This window comes from Dermacoccus sp. SAI-028, from assembly GCF_004346775.1.
GTDB classification, from domain to species: Bacteria; Actinomycetota; Actinomycetes; order Actinomycetales; family Dermatophilaceae; genus Dermacoccus; species Dermacoccus nishinomiyaensis.
Genome location: NZ_SMFS01000001.1, coordinates 2,879,068 through 2,895,627, shown reverse-complemented (window position 1 = coordinate 2,895,627; position 16,560 = coordinate 2,879,068). Strand labels below are relative to the sequence as shown.

The window sequence follows — 16,560 nt, the reverse complement described above, 5'->3', positions numbered from 1 at the left end:
ACGTCGCCCGCTCCGGCTCTGGCACGGCGCATTCGACGCGGCTGTGCCCGCTCGTCGCACGGGTGTTCGTTCGATGTTCACGTCGCGGCGTAGCGGGGCGTGGGGGCCTCTGGAGTACGGTCACGGCATGGCTGACGTCCTGATGCGCACCGTTGATCTGGCTCAGGCTTCGAGGCAGCAGGGTGGCTCTGAGCGCCTCTCCGCCTACCTTGCGCGCCCTGGCGGGGACGGGCCGTGGCCCGGCGTCGTCATGGTGATGGAGATCTTCGGCGTGAACGACGACATGCGTGCGCACGCGGAACGCATGGCGTCGTGGGGGTACGTCGTCATCGTGCCCGATTTGTATTCCGACGCTCGCGCCGCTGTGGCACGTGGCCGGCTTCGGCGGCAGCCGCGACGACGCCGAGCGCGCCTAGCAGCGTATCCACGACTATTTCGACGCCCATCTGCATGTTCCGGCAGCAGCGTCGGCACCTACCGTCAGCTGACTCAGCGGGCATGATCATCCCTTCGACGGGCAGGTGAGAGCGTGACCGTCCAACCGTCAGGTCGCCGCTCGTCAGCGTCGTGCTGGTTCGTCCTCGCCGCACTCGCCGGCGTCATCCATGCCGCGGTGACGCTCTACTGGGCGCTGGGTGAGCGGGGGTTGTTGTGGACGATGGGTGACAGCTTCGTGGCTCAGTTCGCCGACATCATGTGGGTCTTGTACCCGGTGGCGTTGGTCAAGGGCGTGAGTGCGGTCGCTCCGCTCTGGCTGGCGAGGCGGGGCTGGCCGCTGCGTCGTCTGACGCGCCCCGTCTGCTGGGTAGGGAGCGTCGTGCTCGTGGCGTGGGGTGGCGCGAACACGGTGCTCGCCAACGCCGTGTTGCTCGGCGCCGTTCGCCCTGACGGAGGCTTCGACCGTGCCGCGATGATCGGGCACGCCTGGATCTGGGATCCGCTGTTCCTGGTGTGGGGCGCAAGCCTCGCCGCGGGTCTGTGGTCGACGCGCCACAGCGAGGGCCAGCCGGCGGAGTGAAGCGGGCGCATCTGCTCGCGAGGTTCGCCACGCACCCGGCCTCCCCTGAACAGGCGACGACGACGGCGCCGTCGCTGCGTGCTTCCGAGATCACCACGAGTCCGGCCTGCCTGACGCTCGCGGTTGGCACCCCCGGCTGACACACTGACGGCATGAACTTCCGCTCGCTCTATGCTCACGGTTTTGCGCGCGTTGCTGCGGTGACGCATCCCGTCGCGCTCGCTGATCCGACGACGAACGCGGCGCGCGTGCTCGAAGTCGCCCGCGAGCTGCACGACCGGGGCGTCGCAGCGGCGGTGTTCCCTGAACTCGACCTCACCGGTTACAGCATCGACGACCTCGTCTTCCAGGACGTGCTGCTCGACGACGTGCTCGCGGCCATCAAGACGATCGTCGACGGCTCCGAAGGTCTGACGCCGGTGCTCGCCGTCGGCGCGCCGCTGCGCAAGGGCACGCGGCTGTTCAACTGTGCCGTCGTCATCAAGGACGGCGAGGTGCTCGGCGTCGTGCCGAAGAGCCACCTGCCCACCTACAAGGAGTTCTACGAGAAGCGCTGGTATGCACCGGGTCTCGACCAGCGCGGGCAGTACATCGACCTCGGCGACCTGGGCGAGGTGCCGTTCGGGCCCGACCTCATCTTCCGCGCCGTCGACCTGCCCGACCTCGCGATCCACGTCGAGATCTGCGAGGACGTGTGGGTGCCGATCCCGCCGTCGTCCGAGGCCGCCGCGGCCGGCGCGAGCGTCCTCATGAACCTGTCGGGCTCGCCGATCACGATCGGCAAGTCGTCGCAGCGCAGCCTCGTCGTGCAGAGCCAGTCGTTCCGCACCCTCGCCGCGTACGTCTACGCCGCGAGCGGCGAGGGTGAGTCGACGACCGACCTTGCCTGGGACGGGCAGACGATGATCTACGACCAGGGCACGCTGCTCGCCGAATCCGAGCGATTCCCGAGCGGCCCGCGCACGAGCATCGCCGACGTCGACCTGGGCGCCATCCGCCAGGCCCGCATGCGCTTCAACAGCTACGACGACAACCGTCCGGGCATCGGCCCGGCGCGTCCGCTGCGTGAGGTGCCGTTCGAACTCGGCGCCCCGGACGGTGACCGCGGCCTGCTCCGCGAGATCGAGCGCTTCCCGTTCGTCCCCGCCGACGACGCGCAGCTCGCGCAGGACTGCTACGAGGCGTATGAGATTCAGGTCTCGGGCCTCGAGCAGCGCATGCGCTCGATCGGCGCGCCGAAGATCGTCATCGGCGTCTCCGGTGGCCTCGACTCGACGCACGCCCTCATCGTCGCCGCCCGGGCGATGGACCGTGTCGGGCGCCCGCGCACCGACATCCTCGCGTACACGATGCCCGGCTTCGCGACGAGCGATCACACGAAGTCGAACGCGTACAAGCTCGCCGAAGCGCTCGGCGTGACGTTCGAGGAGGTCGACATCCGGCCGATGGCGACGCAGATGCTCAAGGACATGGGCCACCCCGCCGGCAGCGGCGAGCCCGTCTACGACGTGACGTTCGAGAACGTCCAGGCCGGCCTGCGCACCGACTTCCTGTTCCGCATCGCGAATCAGAAGAGTGGCATCGTCCTCGGCACCGGCGATCTGTCCGAACTCGCGCTCGGCTGGTGCACGTACGGCGTCGGCGACCAGATGTCGCACTACGGCGTCAACGCGGGCGTGCCGAAGACGTTGATGCAGCACCTCATCCGCTGGGTCGCCTCGGGTGACGAGTTCTCCGCCGAGGTCGGCGAGACGCTGCTGTCGATCCTCGACACCGAGATCTCGCCCGAGCTCGTGCCGACGAAGGAGGGCGAGAAGCCGCAGTCGACGCAGGACTCCATCGGCCCCTACAACCTGCAGGACTTCACGCTGTACCACGTGCTGACGCACGGTGCGCGCCCGAGCAAGATCGCGTTCCTCGCGATGCACGCCTGGCAGAACGCTGACGAAGGGCGCTGGCCGAGCGGTTTCCCCGACGACGAGCGCCCCGCCTACTCCCTCGCCGAGATCAAGAAGTGGCTCGAGGTGTTCCACAAGCGCTTCTTCAGCCAGCAGTTCAAGCGCTCGGCACTGCCGAACGGGCCGAAGGTGAGCGCCGGCGGCGCACTGTCGCCGCGTGGTGACTGGCGCATGCCGTCCGACGCGTCGTCGCGCGCTTGGCTGGCCGAGCTGGAACGCAACATCCCGAACGAGTGAGGAACGCTCAGCACGATCGGCGCGGCGGGCGGCTGCGCCGATCGCTCGCGTCGAGCGTCAGCCCGTCAGGGCAGCGGTCTGGGTGGAGGGAAGCCAGTAGCCGAGCGTCTTGACGCAGTTCTTCGCGAGACCCGCGGCGCGCAGCTTCTTCGTCAGAGCTCGTGTCGTGACGGTGTCGCACGCACCCCACGCGAAAACGCGCGGGCAATCGGCCGGTACGGCAAGAAGATTCGGTCGATCACCGCGACACGTGCGCCCGAGCGCCGGGTCGCCCAACTGGCTCAGGTCGGCGAGCACCTCGTCGACGGCGTCGAGCAGCGCGCCGCCGTCACGTTCGCGGCGCACCCAGCGCAGCGCGTCGCCGTCGCGCAGTCGCACCGGCAGTGCGCGGTCGTCAGGGTGCGTCCATTCGAGGACGACGGTCGTCGGCGCCGGCGACAGGGCGTCGAGCAGCGAGTTGATCGCGGGCAGTGACGCGGGGTCGCCGACGAGCAGGTGATGGTCGACGTCGTCGCAGCCCGGCAGCGACGGTTCCGAACCGTAGAGGCTTGCTTCGACCTGATCGCCCGGTTGCGCGCCGAGCGCCCACGCCGTCGCGGAACCGTCGTGGATGGCGAACTCGAGCCAGAACGTGTCCGTCGGGACGTCGGGGTCGACGAGCGTGTACGCCCGCTGATGCCCCGCACCCGTGCCGGAGCGATCGGCGAACCACAGCCGCACCCACATCGTCGGATACGGCGCGTGTGTACGCAGAAAACCGTTGCCCGAGAATCGAATCCGCACGAGCCGCGAAGATGGTTGTTCGCGCTCGAGCACGGTGAAGACGAAGTCCTGGGCGCGCAGTTCGCGCAGCACACGGCCCGCCTCGCCGCGCTCGACCCGTAGCAGGGTGCGTGGTGGCGTCATCGCGTCGTGGGGCTGGTCGCTCACGCGTCCCGCCTTCCTTCGGTGGCCCGGCGGTGACTGCCGTGGCCGGTGGTGATGCCGTCCCCGCACCTATCTGAGACGCGACGTGAGCCTCAGTCCGCGCGGTTGACGATCTCGACTTCTCTAAGGTTAGCATTGCCTAACTCGCGGTCCGGCAGGGCCTCGCGAGAACCATCACGTCATGACACGGGTGCCGTCGTGCGCCTGAACGAAAGGTCGTCCGCATGATCAACCGCCGTGGCTTCTTCGCCATCGCCGCCGCCGGTGCCACCAGCGCCCTCGCCGCTTGCAGCACCGGCTCGTCGTCCGACAAGGCCTCGAGCGCCACGTCGGGATCGGCCGGCTCGGCGGGTAGCGGCGCGGGTTTCCCCGTCACGATCAAGCATGCCCTCGGCACGGCGAAGCTCGAGAAGGCCCCGACGAAGGTCGTCACGGCCGGCTGGTCGGACGCCGACATCCTGCTCGCGCTCGGCGTCGTGCCCGTCGCCGCGCCGGCGATCACGTGGGGCGGCAACGCCGCGAAGTCGAGCGACTGGTTCGACGCGAAGCTCAAGGAGGTCGGCGGCAAGGCACCCGAGCGTTACAGCGATGCCGACGGCACGCCCGTCGACAAGGTCGCCCAGTACCAGCCCGACTTCATCTCGGGCACGAACTCGGGCCTCAAGCAGGCTGAGTACGACAAGCTGACGAAGATCGCTCCCACCCTCGCCTACCCGACGTACCCGTACGGCACGTCGTGGCAGGAGTCGACGAAGATGATCGCCGAGGCGCTCGGCAAGAAGGATGAGGGCGAGAAGGTCATCTCCGACACGCAGGCCAAGGTCAAGGCCGCCCTCGACAAGCACCCCGAACTCAAGGGCAAGAGCGTCGCCTGGGTCTACTTCGACGCGGCCAAGCTCAACTCGATCACCGTCTACACACTCAACGACAACCGTCCGCGTGGCCTCGCCGACTTCGGTCTCAAGACGCCGTCGTTCGTCACCAAGGCGAGCCAGGGCGCGAAGACGTTCTCCACGGAACTGTCGGCCGAGAAGGCCTCCGAGCTCGACGCCGACATCGTCGTCTTCGACGCGGTGGACGCGGCGACGACGAAGAAGATCACCTCCGACAAGCTGCTGTCGCAGATCCCCGCGTTCAAGAAGGGCAGCTACCTCGCGCTGACCGACCAGAAGGCGTCCGAGACGATGGCCAGCCCGACGCCGCTGTCGATCCCCGTCGCGATCGACACCTTCCTGCCGAAGCTCGCCGAGGCCGCGAAGAAGGCCTGAGCGTAGGCTCGTTCGAGGGTTCGCCCGGCTGCCACCGCGCGACGGTGTGACGCGCCGGGCGAATCGTCGTTCCACTGGAAAGGGTGACGATGTCGACTCCCGCCGCGCCCCGCGCCGGCACCGACCAGCGTCGCACGCCGCGCATCGACGCCCGCCGCGTGCTCGCAGGCGGCCTGACGCTGCCGCTGCTGCTCGCGTTCGCCGTCGCCGTCTCGCTCACCGTCGGGGCGGGCTCGTTCCACGGCGGTGACGTCTCGGCGCTGCTCGCCTCGCGCGGCGACCGCACCGCCATCGGCATCATCGTGGGCGCTGCCGTCGCGATGGCGGGGACGGCGATGCAGGGCATCACCCGCAACCCGCTGGCCGACCCCGGCATCCTCGGCATCAACGCGGGCTCGGCGCTCGCCGTTGTCATCGGCATCACGTGGTGGGGCGTCTCGAACCTACTCGGGTACGTATTGCTGTCGCTCGTCGGCGCCGCCGTCGCGGCGGTCGCCGTCATGGCTCTCGCGACGTTCGGTGCGCGCGCTCTCGGGCAGGCGTCGCAGTCGGGGCCGCTGACGCTGGCGCTGTCCGGCATGGTGTTCACGGCGGGCACGTCGTCGATCGCGCAGGCCGTGCTCGTCTCCAACGGCAAGTCGCTCGACACCTACCGCTTCTGGCAGGTCGGGTCCGTCGCCGGCCGTGACCTCGGCGATCTCGTGCCGGCTGTGCCGTTCCTGCTCATCGGATTTCTCGTCCTGCTGGCCTCCGGACGCCGCCTCGACGTCCTCGCCATGGGCGATTCCGTCGCCGCCGGCCTCGGCGAGCGTCCTGGCCGGCTGCGGCTCGTCATCGGTGGAGCGGGCGTCCTGCTCGCCGCGGCCGCGACGGGTATCGCCGGGCCCATCGCGTTCGTCGGGCTCGTCGCGCCGCATGTCCTGCGCCCGCTCATCGGCACGTCCTACCGCGTCCTCGTGCCGGCCGCGGGGGTGCTCGGCGCGTGCATCGTCGTGCTGGCCGACACCCTCGGCCGCATCGTCTCCCCGCCCGGTGAGGTGCAGGTCGGCATCATGACGGCCGTCCTCGGCTGCCCGGCACTGCTGTGGGTCGTCGCACGAATGAGGTCGCTGTGAAGCGCGCGACGGCAGCACACGCCACGACGCCCAACACGTTCGACGCCGCGCGCCGCCGACGTCGGGGCGTCATGCTGGTTGCGCTGGTGCTCGTGACGTTCGGCGTCTTTCTGGCCCGGTGCCTGCTCGGTGACTTCACCGTGACGATTCCCGATTTCGTCCGCATCCTTCGCGGCGAGCATGTCGACGTGCCGGCCGCCAACTACATCGTCATGGAGTCGAAGCTGCCGCGCGCGCTCGCGTGCCTGCTCGCGGGCGCCGTGTTCGGGGCGTGCGGTGCGGCGATGCAGTCGCTCGTGCGCAATCCCCTCGCCAGCCCCGACGTCCTCGGCATCTCGCTCGGCTCGAGCACCGCGGCCGTGTTCTGCACGACGATCCTCGGTTGGAGCGGCGCGGGCGTGACGGGCGCCGCCATCGCGGGTGGCCTCGCCGTCTCCGCGGTGATCCTCGGGATGGCACGCGGGCAGACGCCGCGGATGATCCTCGTCGGGATCGCCCTGGCCGCCGCGCTGCAGTCGCTCATCCAGTGGATCCTGCTCGAGTCGAACGCCTACCAGGCGCAGGACGCGATGGCCTGGCTCGCCGGGTCCGTCTCGGCCGTGTCGTGGCCGCAGATCACCCGGCTCGCCGTCGTCGGCGCGCTCGTGCTCGTCGTCCTCGCGGCCCTCGCGCACTGGCTGCGCGTGCTCGAGATGGGGCGCCCGCTCGCCATCGGCCTCGGCGTGCCCGACGGGTTCGTGCGCGCCGTGACGTTCGGCGTCGTCGTCATCGGTGTGGCCGTGACGACGAGTGTCTGCGGGCCGATCTCGTTCGTCGCGCTGCTCGCCGGCCCGATCTCGCGGCGCCTCATGGGCCGCACCGCCATCGTCGCGGCCGCTCTCGTCGGCGCGATCATCACGATCGCGGGTGACTACGTCGGTGCCTACCTCGTTCCCGGTGACAACAAGCTGCCCGTCGGGATCATCACCGGCCTCGCCGGTGCGCCTGTCCTCGCCTGGCTGCTGCTGACCTCGCAGCGCCCGCCCCGCCGTTCGAAAGGCCGTGCCTCGTGACGTCCCTCGCCGCCCATGACCTCGTCCTGCGCTACGGATCCGGGCGTTCCGCAGGCCCCGACATCGTGCGAGGCATCACCTTCGAGGTGCCCGAGAACGCGGTCACCGTGCTGATCGGCGCGAACGGCTGCGGCAAGTCGACGCTGTTCGCGGGCCTGGCGCGGCTGCTCAAGCCCGCGGCCGGCGATGTGCTTCTCGACGGGCGCAGCATCGACGCGACGCCGACGCGCGAGGTCGCCAAGGCCCTCGCGCTGCTGCCGCAACACCCCATTGCGCCGGAGGGGATGACGGTGGCCGAGCTCGTGCGTCAGGGACGCACCCCGCACCAGGGCCTGCTCGGGCGCGGCGGGCCCGACGACGACGCTGCCGTCGCCGCGGCGATGGAGGCGACGGGCGTCAGCGAACTGGCAGAACGCACCGCCGATTCTCTTTCCGGCGGCCAGCGTCAGCGGGTGTGGCTCGCGATGGTGCTCGCGCAGCAGACCGGCATCCTCCTGCTCGACGAGCCGACGAGCTTCCTCGACATCGGCCACGCCGTCGAACTGCTCGACGTCGTCCGCCGCCGCAACCGCGAGCACGGAACGACCGTCGTCATGGTGCTGCACGACCTGTTCCTCGCGGCGCGCTACGCCGACCATCTCGTCGCGATGCAGGACGGTGAGATCGTCGCGGCGGGCGAGCCGACCGACGTGCTGACGGCGCAGCTCGCCGAGCAGCTGTACGGCATCCCGTGCGTCGTGCATCCTGACCCGAATACCGGACGTCCGGTGGTGCTGCCGCGCTAGGCTCGAGCCACCACACGTCGATCGGGAGGGTTTGCCATGTCTCACCAGCGCACCACGAGGCGGATGACGATCAAGGGCGCGATGCTCGCGTCGAGCGCCGTCGCGGCCCTGACGCTCACGGGGTGCTCGATGGGCTCCGACTCCGGTACGTCCGCCGCGAGCAGCGCGACGAGCGCCGCCGCGAGCGCAGCCTCGAATGCGAGCGGTTCGTCGAGTGCGGCGCCGTCGACCGATGTGTCGACGAGCCCTGCGTCCGAGTCGAGTTCGCCGTCGAGCGCATCGAGCTCCGTCGCCGCGTCGAGCGCGGCGCTGCCCGCCGACACGCAGCTGGCGAAGGCGACGGCGAACAAGTTGTCCTTCGCGGTGCCGAAGTCGTGGACCGTCGTCGACGGTGAGCTCGGCACAAGCAGGACGCGGTGAAGAAGCAGCTCGAGCCGATGGCGAAGAAGTCCGGCATGTCGCCCGAGAAGTACGTCGCGCAGATGACGTCGGCCGCAGACGTCCTCGCGATCGACGCCACGGGGGCGCAGAGGTTCAACGACAACATCAACGTCCTCAAGGTGACGCGTCCGAGCCTGGCGGGCAAGGCCCAGCTGGAGAAGGAACTCAACCAGCTCAACGCTGCAAGCGGTGCGAACGGGTCGAACAGTTCCAGCGACATGAAGGTCACCACCGGTGAATACAGCCGCATCACGACGCCGGCCGGCGCCGGAGAGCAGATGGAGTACACGCTGACGACGAAGGGTGTCACCGTGCACGGTGTCTCCATGGTCATCCCGAACGGCAGCGGGTCGTACTCGATGCTGACGGTGAGTGCCTCTGCGGCGGACAAGGCTGCCGAGTACGCGAAGACCGTCGCCGAGACCGCGCAGAAGATGTGACGCACCTCAGTCGGGAGCAGTTCGAGGACGCCGTCGGCGAGGCACTCGACGGCGTACCGCAGCGCTTCCTCGACCGTCTCGACAACGTCGTCTTCCAGGTCGAGGACGAGCCGTCACGCGAGCAGCTCGCCCAGGCCTGCGTCGCGCACGGCGAGGGCGAGCTGCTCGGGTTGTACGTCGGCGTCGCGCTACCGGATCGTGGCGAGGGCTACGGCTGGGGAGCCCTGCCCGACCAGATCTTCCTATTTTCCGGCCCCATCCAGCGGCTGAGCCACAGCCGCGAACAGGTGATCGAACAGATCCGCGTCACGCTCCTGCACGAGATCGGCCACTACTTCGGCCTCGACGACGCCCGCCTCCACGAGCTGGGCTGGGGCTGACCCCTCGCCCCTGCATGCCCCCGCGCCCATCTGCGATTCGCGTCCACGTTCGTCTCGTGGACGACGGCTCCGATGGCGTCCGCAGCCCTCAATCCGACCGCATCGCCCAGGCCCCGAACGTCGACGGGCCGTCGTAGCCCTCGAGGTCGTCGCTGATGTCGACGATGCGCCAGCCGGGCGGCATGCGCGCGCGGTCGCTGACGTCGTCGCGATCGAGGGGCGCGTTGAGCCCCTCACCCGTGGCCTTGAGCAGGGCTTCCTTCCGCGTCCAGATCTGCGTGAAGGCCCGACGTCCGTCATCGTCGCTCGCCGCTGCGTCGATGACGGCCTGCTCGCCGGGATGCAGCATCCGGCTGACGTCGGTGACGGTCGACGCCGCGGCCAGCACCTCCACGTCGATCCCGACGGGGACGTCCGCAGAGGCGAGCGCGGTGATCCACGGCGTCGAGCTCGTCGAGAAGAACCCGTCATGACCGACGGCGCGTGGACGCCCGTGCGGCTTGCCGCACGCCGTGCACGGCTCGCGCCAGTAGCGGATGTCCTCGTGAGGAATGGCCGCGAGGTTGGCCAGCTCATTGCGCAGCTGCGCACGGCGCGTGACGAACTCGCCGCGCGCGGTGTCCGAGCGCACGGCCAGGGCCCGCGCGCGTTCGTCGTCGTCGAGGCTGTCCGGGCCCAGCGTCGCGACGTCGGCCGCGGTGAGGGGCGCCCACGTCGCGCACAGGACGATCGACGGCGTGTGCATGCCGCCACCCTACGGCTCGCTGCGTCGCTCGAGCGGCCATTTTCCGCGGAATTCCGAGGTTGTCGCCGCGCTGCGCTAGCCTCGCGGACGTGATGAAGTTCGAGCCGGACGAGGCCACGTGGGTGCTGACGAGCACGGACGTCGGCCTGGCCGCCGTCGTCGGTGACGGCGCCTTCGGGCGTGGTCTCGACTACGCCATCGGGGGCAAGGTCATCGCGCTCGCGACGGCTGATCGCGGGCGTGTCCTCATGGGCACGGTCACCGGCAACGGTCTCGCGCCGTATCAGTGCCTCGTCACGTACAAGGGTGAGGCCGGCAACGGTGAGCCGTTGTGGGTCTCGCGCTGCACATGTCCTGTCGCGACCGAGTGCAAGCATGCGGTCGCCTCGATCCTCGCCGCTCGTCGCGCGCTGACGTCGGGGGTGCGCGAGGGCAGCGTCAGCCGCACATCGGCCCCGTCCGGCACGCGAAACGCCGCCGAGTCCAACGTCGTTCCCCTCTTCGGCGGTGCCGCGGCGTCCTCGACGAGTTCGTGGCGTGACAAGCTCACGGCGAGCCTCGGTCCGGACGAGTCGCAGCGCGCCGCGGCGCGGTCGGCGAGCCCGTCGAGTGATGCATGGCGCGCGCAAGTCGGCCTGCAGTTCGAGCCGAAGGCTCGGCCGGCGTCGTTGACCGATTCGACGCCCGTGCAGCGGTTCGAGCTCAAACCGACGAAACTCATGCGTACCGGCCGTTGGTCGCGCACCGCGACGTGGCTCGACGCCCGCAGCAGTGCCGGCATCGCCGAGGCCGAGGAGCACCAGAGCGAGGCGCTGCGCCGCTTCATCACGCCCCACAAACCGCGGGTCGGCAACGGCCAGACCGTCTACCTCGACGAACTGGGCCCCGGCGTCTGGCAGGCGCTCGCCGAACTGACCGACGCAGGCGTCACGCTGATGCTCGCCGCGACGCCGGGTGAGGGCGTCACTCTCGCCGAAGCGGCCGAGGTGAGCCTCGGCGTCCACCGACGCGATGGCGGGCTCGTCCTGACGGCCGACGTCGTCGGCGTCGACCTCGAACCCGAGTTCGGTACGGCGACGCTCGTCGGCGATCCGGCCCACGGCGTCGCCATCCTCGACCGCGGCAGCCTCAAGCTCGTGCCGTTCCACGAACCGCCGCACGCCCTGCTCCAACCGCTCCTGCTCGGCGACGTCATCGAGGTGCCCGAAGCCGACGTGCCCGAGTTCGAGGCCGAGTTCCTGCCGCAGATCCGCCGACACACGAGCGTCAGCGATGCGTCGCAGACGCTGACGGACGCCGTCGAACCGCGCCTCTTGCTCGTCGTCGAGCCGGTCACCGTCGGCAAGGCGAAGGTCGAGACGTTCTTCACGTACGGCGAACGTCGCCTCCCCTCGCCGCCGATGGGGCGCGGGCGCCATTTCTCCAGCGAGGCCGCCGTCATCGCCCGCGCGGCGCTGCCGTTGAGCCGTCTGCGGCTGACGCGCGCCGTGCCGGCCTTCGACCTATGGGTCAAGCAGACCGCCGAACTGACCGGTCTGGAGGCCGTGCGTCTTGCCGACGCCATCCCCGAGCTGCGGGCCATCGACGGCGTCGATGTCGTCATGAAGGGCGAGTTGCCCGCCTACGAGGAGGCCGAGGACGATCCGATCGTTCAGGTCGGCGTCAATGAGGCCGGCCTCGCAACCGACTGGCTCGACCTGCAGATCACGATCAGCGTCGACGGCCAGGAGGTGCCGTACCCCAACCTCATCGAGGCGATGAGCAAGGGGCGCGACGTCATGATGCTGCCATCGGGCACGTACTTCCGCCTTGACTCTCCGCAGCTGCTCGACATCGCCCAGGTGCTCGAGGAGGCGCAGCAACTCACCGACAAGAAGAGCGACGGCCTGCAGATCAGCCGCTACGACATCGGGTTGTGGGATCAGCTCGTCGGGCTCGGCATCGTCGAGGCGCAGCGCTCCCAGTGGCAGGCGGCCGTCGAGGGGCTGACGAGGTCGGGGTGGAACCCGGAGAGCGTCGAGCTGCCCCCGTCGTTCCGGGCGACCCTGCGCCCCTACCAACTCGAGGGATACGCCTGGCTCGCCAACCTGTGGGACGCGGGGCTCGGCGGCGTGCTCGCCGACGACATGGGGCTCGGCAAGACGATCCAGACCCTCGCGATGCTCGAACGCGCCCGCGTCGCAGGCGAACTCGACACGACGCCCGCACTCGTCGTCGCACCGACGTCGGTGCTGGGCGTGTGGGCGCGCGAGGCCGCGCAGTTCGCGCCCGAGCTGAAGGTGAAGGTGCTCGCCGAGACGTCGAAGAAGCGCGGCACCGAGGTGGCCGAGGAGATCCAGCGGGACGCTCCGCACGTCGTCGTGACGAGTTACGCCGTCGCACGGCTCGACGCCGACGCGTTCCATGCCTGCGGGTGGCGCGCGCTGATCCTCGACGAGGCGCAGATGGTGAAGAACCACACGTCGCAGACCTTCCAGGCCGTCAAGAAGATCGGCGCGCCGTTCGGGCTCGCGATCTCGGGCACACCGCTGGAGAACTCCGTCATGGACGTGTGGTCGCTGTTCAACCTCGTCGCGCCGGGGTTGTTCCCACGCCCGGAGGAGTTCATCCGTCGCTACCGCAAGCCCATCGAGCAGGGGGAGGGGCACGTCGCCACAGACGCGCTCAAGGGCCTGCAACGGCGCATCGGCCCGCTCATGCTGCGTCGACGCAAGGGCGAGGTCGCGCCCGATCTGCCCGAGAAGCAGGTGCAGCGCGTCGACGTCGCGATGTCGCCGCAGCACGAGCGCGTCTACAAACGGCACCTGCGGCGCGAGCAGCAGCGCCTCATGGGCCTGCTCAAGGACCCGGACGCCAACCGTGTCGAGATCCTGGCCGCGCTCACCCGCCTGCGTCGTCTCGCACTCGACCCGGCCCTCGTCGACGACGAGTTCGCCGGGCGTTCGGTGAGCCGCAAGGTCGAGACGGTCGTGCAGCAACTCGCCGAGATCGCCGCGGAGGGGCATCGCGCCCTCGTGTTCAGTCAGTTCACCGACTTCCTGGCGATCGTGCGCGAGGCCGCAGCCGACGCCGGCGTCTCGACAACGTACCTCGACGGCTCGACGCGCAACCGGCAGCAGGTCGTCGACGAGTTCAAGAGCGGCGAGGCCGACGCGTTCTTCATCTCCCTCAAGGCCGGTGGTACGGGATTGACGCTGACGGAGGCCGACTACGTCATCGTCCTCGACCCGTGGTGGAACCCGGCGGCCGAGGATCAGGCCATCGACCGCGCACATCGCATCGGGCAGACCAAGCACGTCATGGTCTACCGCTACGTCAGCGCGGGCACGATCGAGGAGAAGGTCATGGAGCTGCAGGAGAAGAAGCGCAAGCTCTTCGACGACGTCGTCGACGCCGGTGCCGGCGGCGGTCGTCTCACCTCCGACGACATCGCCGGCCTGCTCGAGGGGTAGGGCGCGAGGTCGTCACGGGTCGCACGGCTTGGGTGGGCCGCACGGGCGGAGCCCCAATATTTCTCTCGATGCAAAGTATCTTGATGTCAAGAGATCTGGTCTTCCGGCCGGCCGGACACCGTGAGGAGCGCACCAGCCATGACCCGCGAATGGGATGCGAAGAGCTACGACGAGTTGCCGCTGCCGCACGTCGGCTGGGGCAGACGCACCATCGAGCGCATGACGCTGCGCGGTGACGAACGGGTGCTCGACGCCGGATGCGGCACCGGCCGCGACGCGGCCGAGTTGCTGTCGCGCCATCCGGGTGTCGACCTCGTCGGCATTGACGGCTCGTCGCAGATGATCGCGCAGGCCCGCGAGCGGGTCGGGTCTGGGGCCGCATTCGCGGTGCGTGACCTCACCGAACCACTTGACGTCTCGGAGCTCGGCGCGCGGCCAGGCCCGTTCGACGCCGTCATGAGCGTCGCGTGCTTTCACTGGATCAGCGATCACGAGACGCTGTTCGCCCACCTCGCCGCGGTGCTGCGCCCGGGTGGCCTGCTGACGAGCGACTCCGGCGGCGAGGGCAACATCGAGAACGTCGAGCGCGCGATCGCGGCCGTCAACGCCGAGGGCTTCGCCCCGAAGGCCTTCGCCTCGCCCGAGGAGACGCGAGAACACTTGGAGCGCAACGGTTTCGACGTCGATCGCGTCGCGCTGCGCCCGAGCCCGATCCGCCTCGACGACCCCGACGTCATGGAGCGCTACCTCGCGACCGTCTGCCTCGGTTCCTACCTCGAGCGCATGAGCGAGCAGGAGGGCTGCGAGTTCACCCGGGCGGTGCGCGAGGCCATGGTCGAGCCGGTGCTCGACTACGTACGTCTCGAGATCGACGCGGTGCGCCGCTGACGCATCCCGCATCCGAAGCGACGAAAGCGCCGCGAACCGGCCGGTGGCTGACCTACCGTGAAACTCATGAAGCTCAGCCGCCGAACAGCCCCCAGCCATGCCGGTCGGTGCGTCCTCGTCACCGGTGGCGCGTCAGGTCTCGGCCTCGAACTCGTCAAGCTCTTCGTGGCCGACGCCGCCCGCGTCGTCGTCGCGGACCTCCACGCCGAGCGCCCGGCGAGCGTGCCGGACGGCGTCGACTACCTGACGCTCGACGTGCGCGACGATGCCGCTTGGGCCGATGCCCTCGCCTGGGTGGAGCAGCACTGGGGGCGCCTCGACATCCTCGTCAACAACGCGGGCATCGCCGTCGGCGGGCGCATCGACACGACGGCGATCGCCGACTGGGAGCGCGCGCTGTCGATCAACCTCATGGGCGTCGTGCGGGGGTGCCGCACGTTCACCCCGATGATGAAGACGCAGCGCAGCGGTCACATCGTCAACACCGCCTCGCTCGCCGGGCTCGTCCACGCGCCGGCGATGGCGACATACAACGCGACGAAGGCCGCTGTCGTCCCCGTCAGCGAGACGCTGCAGAACGAACTGGCGCCGTTCGGCATCGACGTCAGCGTCATCTGCCCGTCGTTCTTCCGTACGAACCTCGCGCAGTCGTTGGCCGGAGCCGACGCCGAGATGGAGGCCAACGCCGTCGAGCTCATCAACGGCTCGCCTCGTTCGGCGGCCGATGTCGCCCGCACCGCGTTCGCCGGGATCGGCGCGCGCCGACACATCATCCTCACCGACCCGGACGGCCGGGTCGCCTACGGCGCCAAGCGTTTCGTCCGGCCCGTCTATGACGCGGCCATGGCCGGCGCTGCCAAACGTGTGGCGGCGGGCAAGGATCCGCAGCCCGCGGTACTTACCCAGCTCGGGCAGTGGGTGAAACGCCGTGCTGCCTGAGGGGAGGCCGGGGCGGGCACCCGTACTGCCAGTCTGGGGCCGCCAGTTGGCGGTATCCGGCGTCAGCTTCCTGACGTTCCGGCGTTTCCGCCCGTGCCTCCGGGCGCGGCGCCCGGCATCTGCCCGCCGCTCGGCGGTTGCTGGCTCGCATTGCCCGCCGAGCCTCCGGGCGCCTGTCCCTGGGCGCCCCCGCTCGTCCCGCTGCCCTGGCCTGCGGTGCCGGATCCGGACGCACCGGATTCGGACGTGCCAGATCCAGATGCACCGGCAGAACTGGTGGTGCCGCCCGACGTTCCGTTCGTACCGGAGCCCGAGGTGCCCGAGCCGGGCATCTGCATGCCGGGGCCCATCTGACCAGTCGTGCCCTGCTGATTCTGCGACGTGCCACCGGGCCCGCCCATTCCGCCGCCCATGCCGCCCCCCGACGTTCCGGCCGGCATCGCCGCGGCCGCGCCGATCGACACGAGCGACGCCGTGCCCATGGCCAGCGCCGACACGAGCGCCGACTTCTTCGCCGACCATCGCTCGGGTCCCGGCGCCGAAGCGCCTGCCGTGTCGTTGCCGGTCGAAGCGCCAGAGGCAAACGGCGCCTCCTGCTCCGGCCCCCCGCGGTAGTCCGTGCCGGCGTCGCCGTCGGTGCCCGTGTGGGGCAGAGCAGTGCGGCGGACGGGCGGGATGTCGTGCAGTGTCGGGTCGTCGTCGTTCATGCTGTGTGCGTCGGGTCGGGGGTCGTCGTGGTCCATCGTGTCTCCTTCGTGCCTGGCGCCTCGGGGCGCGACGTTGCGGGCGCTCGCCCGTCATCCGCCGTCGACGTTGCGCGCCGGTACTGTGGAGAAGCTGTGCCCGGCGTGTCGTCGGTTCATGAAGCCGCCCGTCGGCCGGCCACTGCACGGCCCCGGGCTGGTCGTCGCACAG

The 16,560-nt window shown here is 69.9% G+C and carries 16 protein-coding genes; 12 read left to right on the top strand and 4 right to left on the bottom strand.

What is annotated here, in order from left to right:
- Positions 1-127 precede the first annotated feature (127 nt).
- From EDC82_RS13180 to EDC82_RS13170, 3 genes are all read left to right on the top strand, one after another.
- Complete coding sequence (locus EDC82_RS13180) at positions 128-502, top strand: dienelactone hydrolase family protein (RefSeq protein WP_131941803.1); 375 nt, start codon at positions 128-130, stop codon at positions 500-502.
- 27 nt (positions 503-529) lie between these two features.
- On the top strand, positions 530-1,018 hold the full coding sequence (locus tag EDC82_RS13175) for a DUF3995 domain-containing protein (protein ID WP_062256846.1): 489 nt from the start codon (positions 530-532) through the stop codon (positions 1,016-1,018).
- Positions 1,019-1,170: 152 nt separating this feature from the next.
- Positions 1,171-3,213 (top strand): NAD(+) synthase, encoded by a 2,043-nt coding sequence (locus EDC82_RS13170; protein ID WP_062256848.1) that lies wholly within the window; start codon positions 1,171-1,173, stop codon positions 3,211-3,213.
- Between the two features lie 57 nt (positions 3,214-3,270).
- Here the strand turns inward: EDC82_RS13170 and EDC82_RS13165 are convergent, their stop codons facing one another.
- Positions 3,271-4,143 (bottom strand): siderophore-interacting protein, encoded by an 873-nt coding sequence (locus EDC82_RS13165; RefSeq protein WP_006946324.1) that lies wholly within the window; start codon positions 4,141-4,143, stop codon positions 3,271-3,273.
- A 221-nt stretch (positions 4,144-4,364) separates the two neighbouring features.
- On the opposite strand from EDC82_RS13165, the gene EDC82_RS13160 reads away from it, so the two are divergent.
- The 4 genes from EDC82_RS13160 to EDC82_RS13145 all read left to right on the top strand — a co-directional run bounded on the left by EDC82_RS13160 (position 4,365) and on the right by EDC82_RS13145 (position 8,360).
- Entirely contained in the window at positions 4,365-5,408 is a 1,044-nt protein-coding gene (locus tag EDC82_RS13160) for an iron-siderophore ABC transporter substrate-binding protein (RefSeq protein WP_038569724.1), read from the top strand.
- A gap of 89 nt (positions 5,409-5,497) precedes the next feature.
- A complete protein-coding gene (locus EDC82_RS13155; protein ID WP_131941801.1) occupies positions 5,498-6,523 on the top strand; it encodes an iron ABC transporter permease in 1,026 nt (341 codons plus the stop codon).
- On the top strand, positions 6,520-7,575 hold the full coding sequence (locus EDC82_RS13150; RefSeq protein WP_006946330.1) for an iron chelate uptake ABC transporter family permease subunit: 1,056 nt from the start codon (positions 6,520-6,522) through the stop codon (positions 7,573-7,575). Before EDC82_RS13155 ends, EDC82_RS13150 begins: the two co-directional genes overlap by 4 nt.
- On the top strand, positions 7,572-8,360 hold the full coding sequence (locus EDC82_RS13145; protein ID WP_006946336.1) for an ABC transporter ATP-binding protein: 789 nt from the start codon (positions 7,572-7,574) through the stop codon (positions 8,358-8,360). Before EDC82_RS13150 ends, EDC82_RS13145 begins: the two co-directional genes overlap by 4 nt.
- Before the next feature lie 41 nt (positions 8,361-8,401).
- On the opposite strand, the gene EDC82_RS13140 is transcribed toward EDC82_RS13145, so the two are convergent.
- Positions 8,402-8,764, bottom strand: a complete 363-nt coding sequence (locus tag EDC82_RS13140) for a hypothetical protein (RefSeq protein WP_062256850.1) — start codon at positions 8,762-8,764, stop codon at positions 8,402-8,404.
- A gap of 12 nt (positions 8,765-8,776) precedes the next feature.
- Here EDC82_RS13140 and EDC82_RS13135 point away from each other — a divergent pair, with 12 nt between their 5' ends.
- Both EDC82_RS13135 and EDC82_RS13130 read left to right on the top strand, forming a co-directional pair.
- Positions 8,777-9,241 carry a hypothetical protein gene (locus EDC82_RS13135; RefSeq protein WP_062256852.1) on the top strand — a complete coding sequence of 155 codons (465 nt, stop codon included), beginning with the start codon at positions 8,777-8,779 and terminating at the stop codon, positions 9,239-9,241.
- Positions 9,238-9,621, top strand: coding sequence for a metallopeptidase family protein (locus EDC82_RS13130; protein WP_006946306.1), 384 nt, complete (start codon positions 9,238-9,240; stop codon positions 9,619-9,621). The genes EDC82_RS13135 and EDC82_RS13130 overlap by 4 nt, the downstream gene beginning before the upstream one ends.
- 88 nt (positions 9,622-9,709) lie before the next feature.
- On the opposite strand, the gene EDC82_RS13125 is transcribed toward EDC82_RS13130, so the two are convergent.
- A complete protein-coding gene (locus EDC82_RS13125; protein WP_006946313.1) occupies positions 9,710-10,366 on the bottom strand; it encodes a 4'-phosphopantetheinyl transferase superfamily protein in 657 nt (218 codons plus the stop codon).
- 92 nt (positions 10,367-10,458) lie between these two features.
- Here EDC82_RS13125 and EDC82_RS13120 point away from each other — a divergent pair, with 92 nt between their 5' ends.
- From EDC82_RS13120 to EDC82_RS13110, 3 genes are all read left to right on the top strand, one after another.
- Complete coding sequence (locus EDC82_RS13120; protein ID WP_062256853.1) at positions 10,459-13,818, top strand: DEAD/DEAH box helicase; 3,360 nt, start codon at positions 10,459-10,461, stop codon at positions 13,816-13,818.
- Positions 13,819-13,956: 138 nt separating this feature from the next.
- The gene (locus EDC82_RS13115; protein WP_062256854.1) at positions 13,957-14,706 is read left to right on the top strand and encodes a trans-aconitate 2-methyltransferase; all 750 of its coding nucleotides are present in this window, start codon (positions 13,957-13,959) and stop codon (positions 14,704-14,706) included.
- A 66-nt stretch (positions 14,707-14,772) separates the two neighbouring features.
- Positions 14,773-15,645 carry an SDR family NAD(P)-dependent oxidoreductase gene (locus EDC82_RS13110; protein WP_172462983.1) on the top strand — a complete coding sequence of 291 codons (873 nt, stop codon included), beginning with the start codon at positions 14,773-14,775 and terminating at the stop codon, positions 15,643-15,645.
- A 62-nt stretch (positions 15,646-15,707) separates the two neighbouring features.
- On the opposite strand, the gene EDC82_RS13105 is transcribed toward EDC82_RS13110, so the two are convergent.
- On the bottom strand, positions 15,708-16,388 hold the full coding sequence (locus EDC82_RS13105) for a hypothetical protein (protein WP_062256855.1): 681 nt from the start codon (positions 16,386-16,388) through the stop codon (positions 15,708-15,710).
- Positions 16,389-16,560: the final 172 nt, after the last annotated feature.

Bases quoted from the DNA above. Each gene is read 5' to 3' on its own strand.
- EDC82_RS13180 (WP_131941803.1), top strand. From the start codon at position 128: ATGGCTGACGTCCTGATGCGCACCGTTGATCTGGCTCAGGCTTCGAGG.
- EDC82_RS13170 (WP_062256848.1), top strand. From the start codon at position 1,171: ATGAACTTCCGCTCGCTCTATGCTCACGGTTTTGCGCGCGTTGCTGCG.
- EDC82_RS13160 (WP_038569724.1), top strand. From the start codon at position 4,365: ATGATCAACCGCCGTGGCTTCTTCGCCATCGCCGCCGCCGGTGCCACC.
- EDC82_RS13155 (WP_131941801.1), top strand. From the start codon at position 5,498: ATGTCGACTCCCGCCGCGCCCCGCGCCGGCACCGACCAGCGTCGCACG.
- EDC82_RS13125 (WP_006946313.1), bottom strand. From the start codon at position 10,366: ATGCACACGCCGTCGATCGTCCTGTGCGCGACGTGGGCGCCCCTCACC.
- EDC82_RS13120 (WP_062256853.1), top strand. From the start codon at position 10,459: ATGAAGTTCGAGCCGGACGAGGCCACGTGGGTGCTGACGAGCACGGAC.
- EDC82_RS13115 (WP_062256854.1), top strand. From the start codon at position 13,957: ATGACCCGCGAATGGGATGCGAAGAGCTACGACGAGTTGCCGCTGCCG.
- EDC82_RS13110 (WP_172462983.1), top strand. From the start codon at position 14,773: ATGAAGCTCAGCCGCCGAACAGCCCCCAGCCATGCCGGTCGGTGCGTC.
- EDC82_RS13105 (WP_062256855.1), bottom strand. From the start codon at position 16,388: ATGGACCACGACGACCCCCGACCCGACGCACACAGCATGAACGACGAC.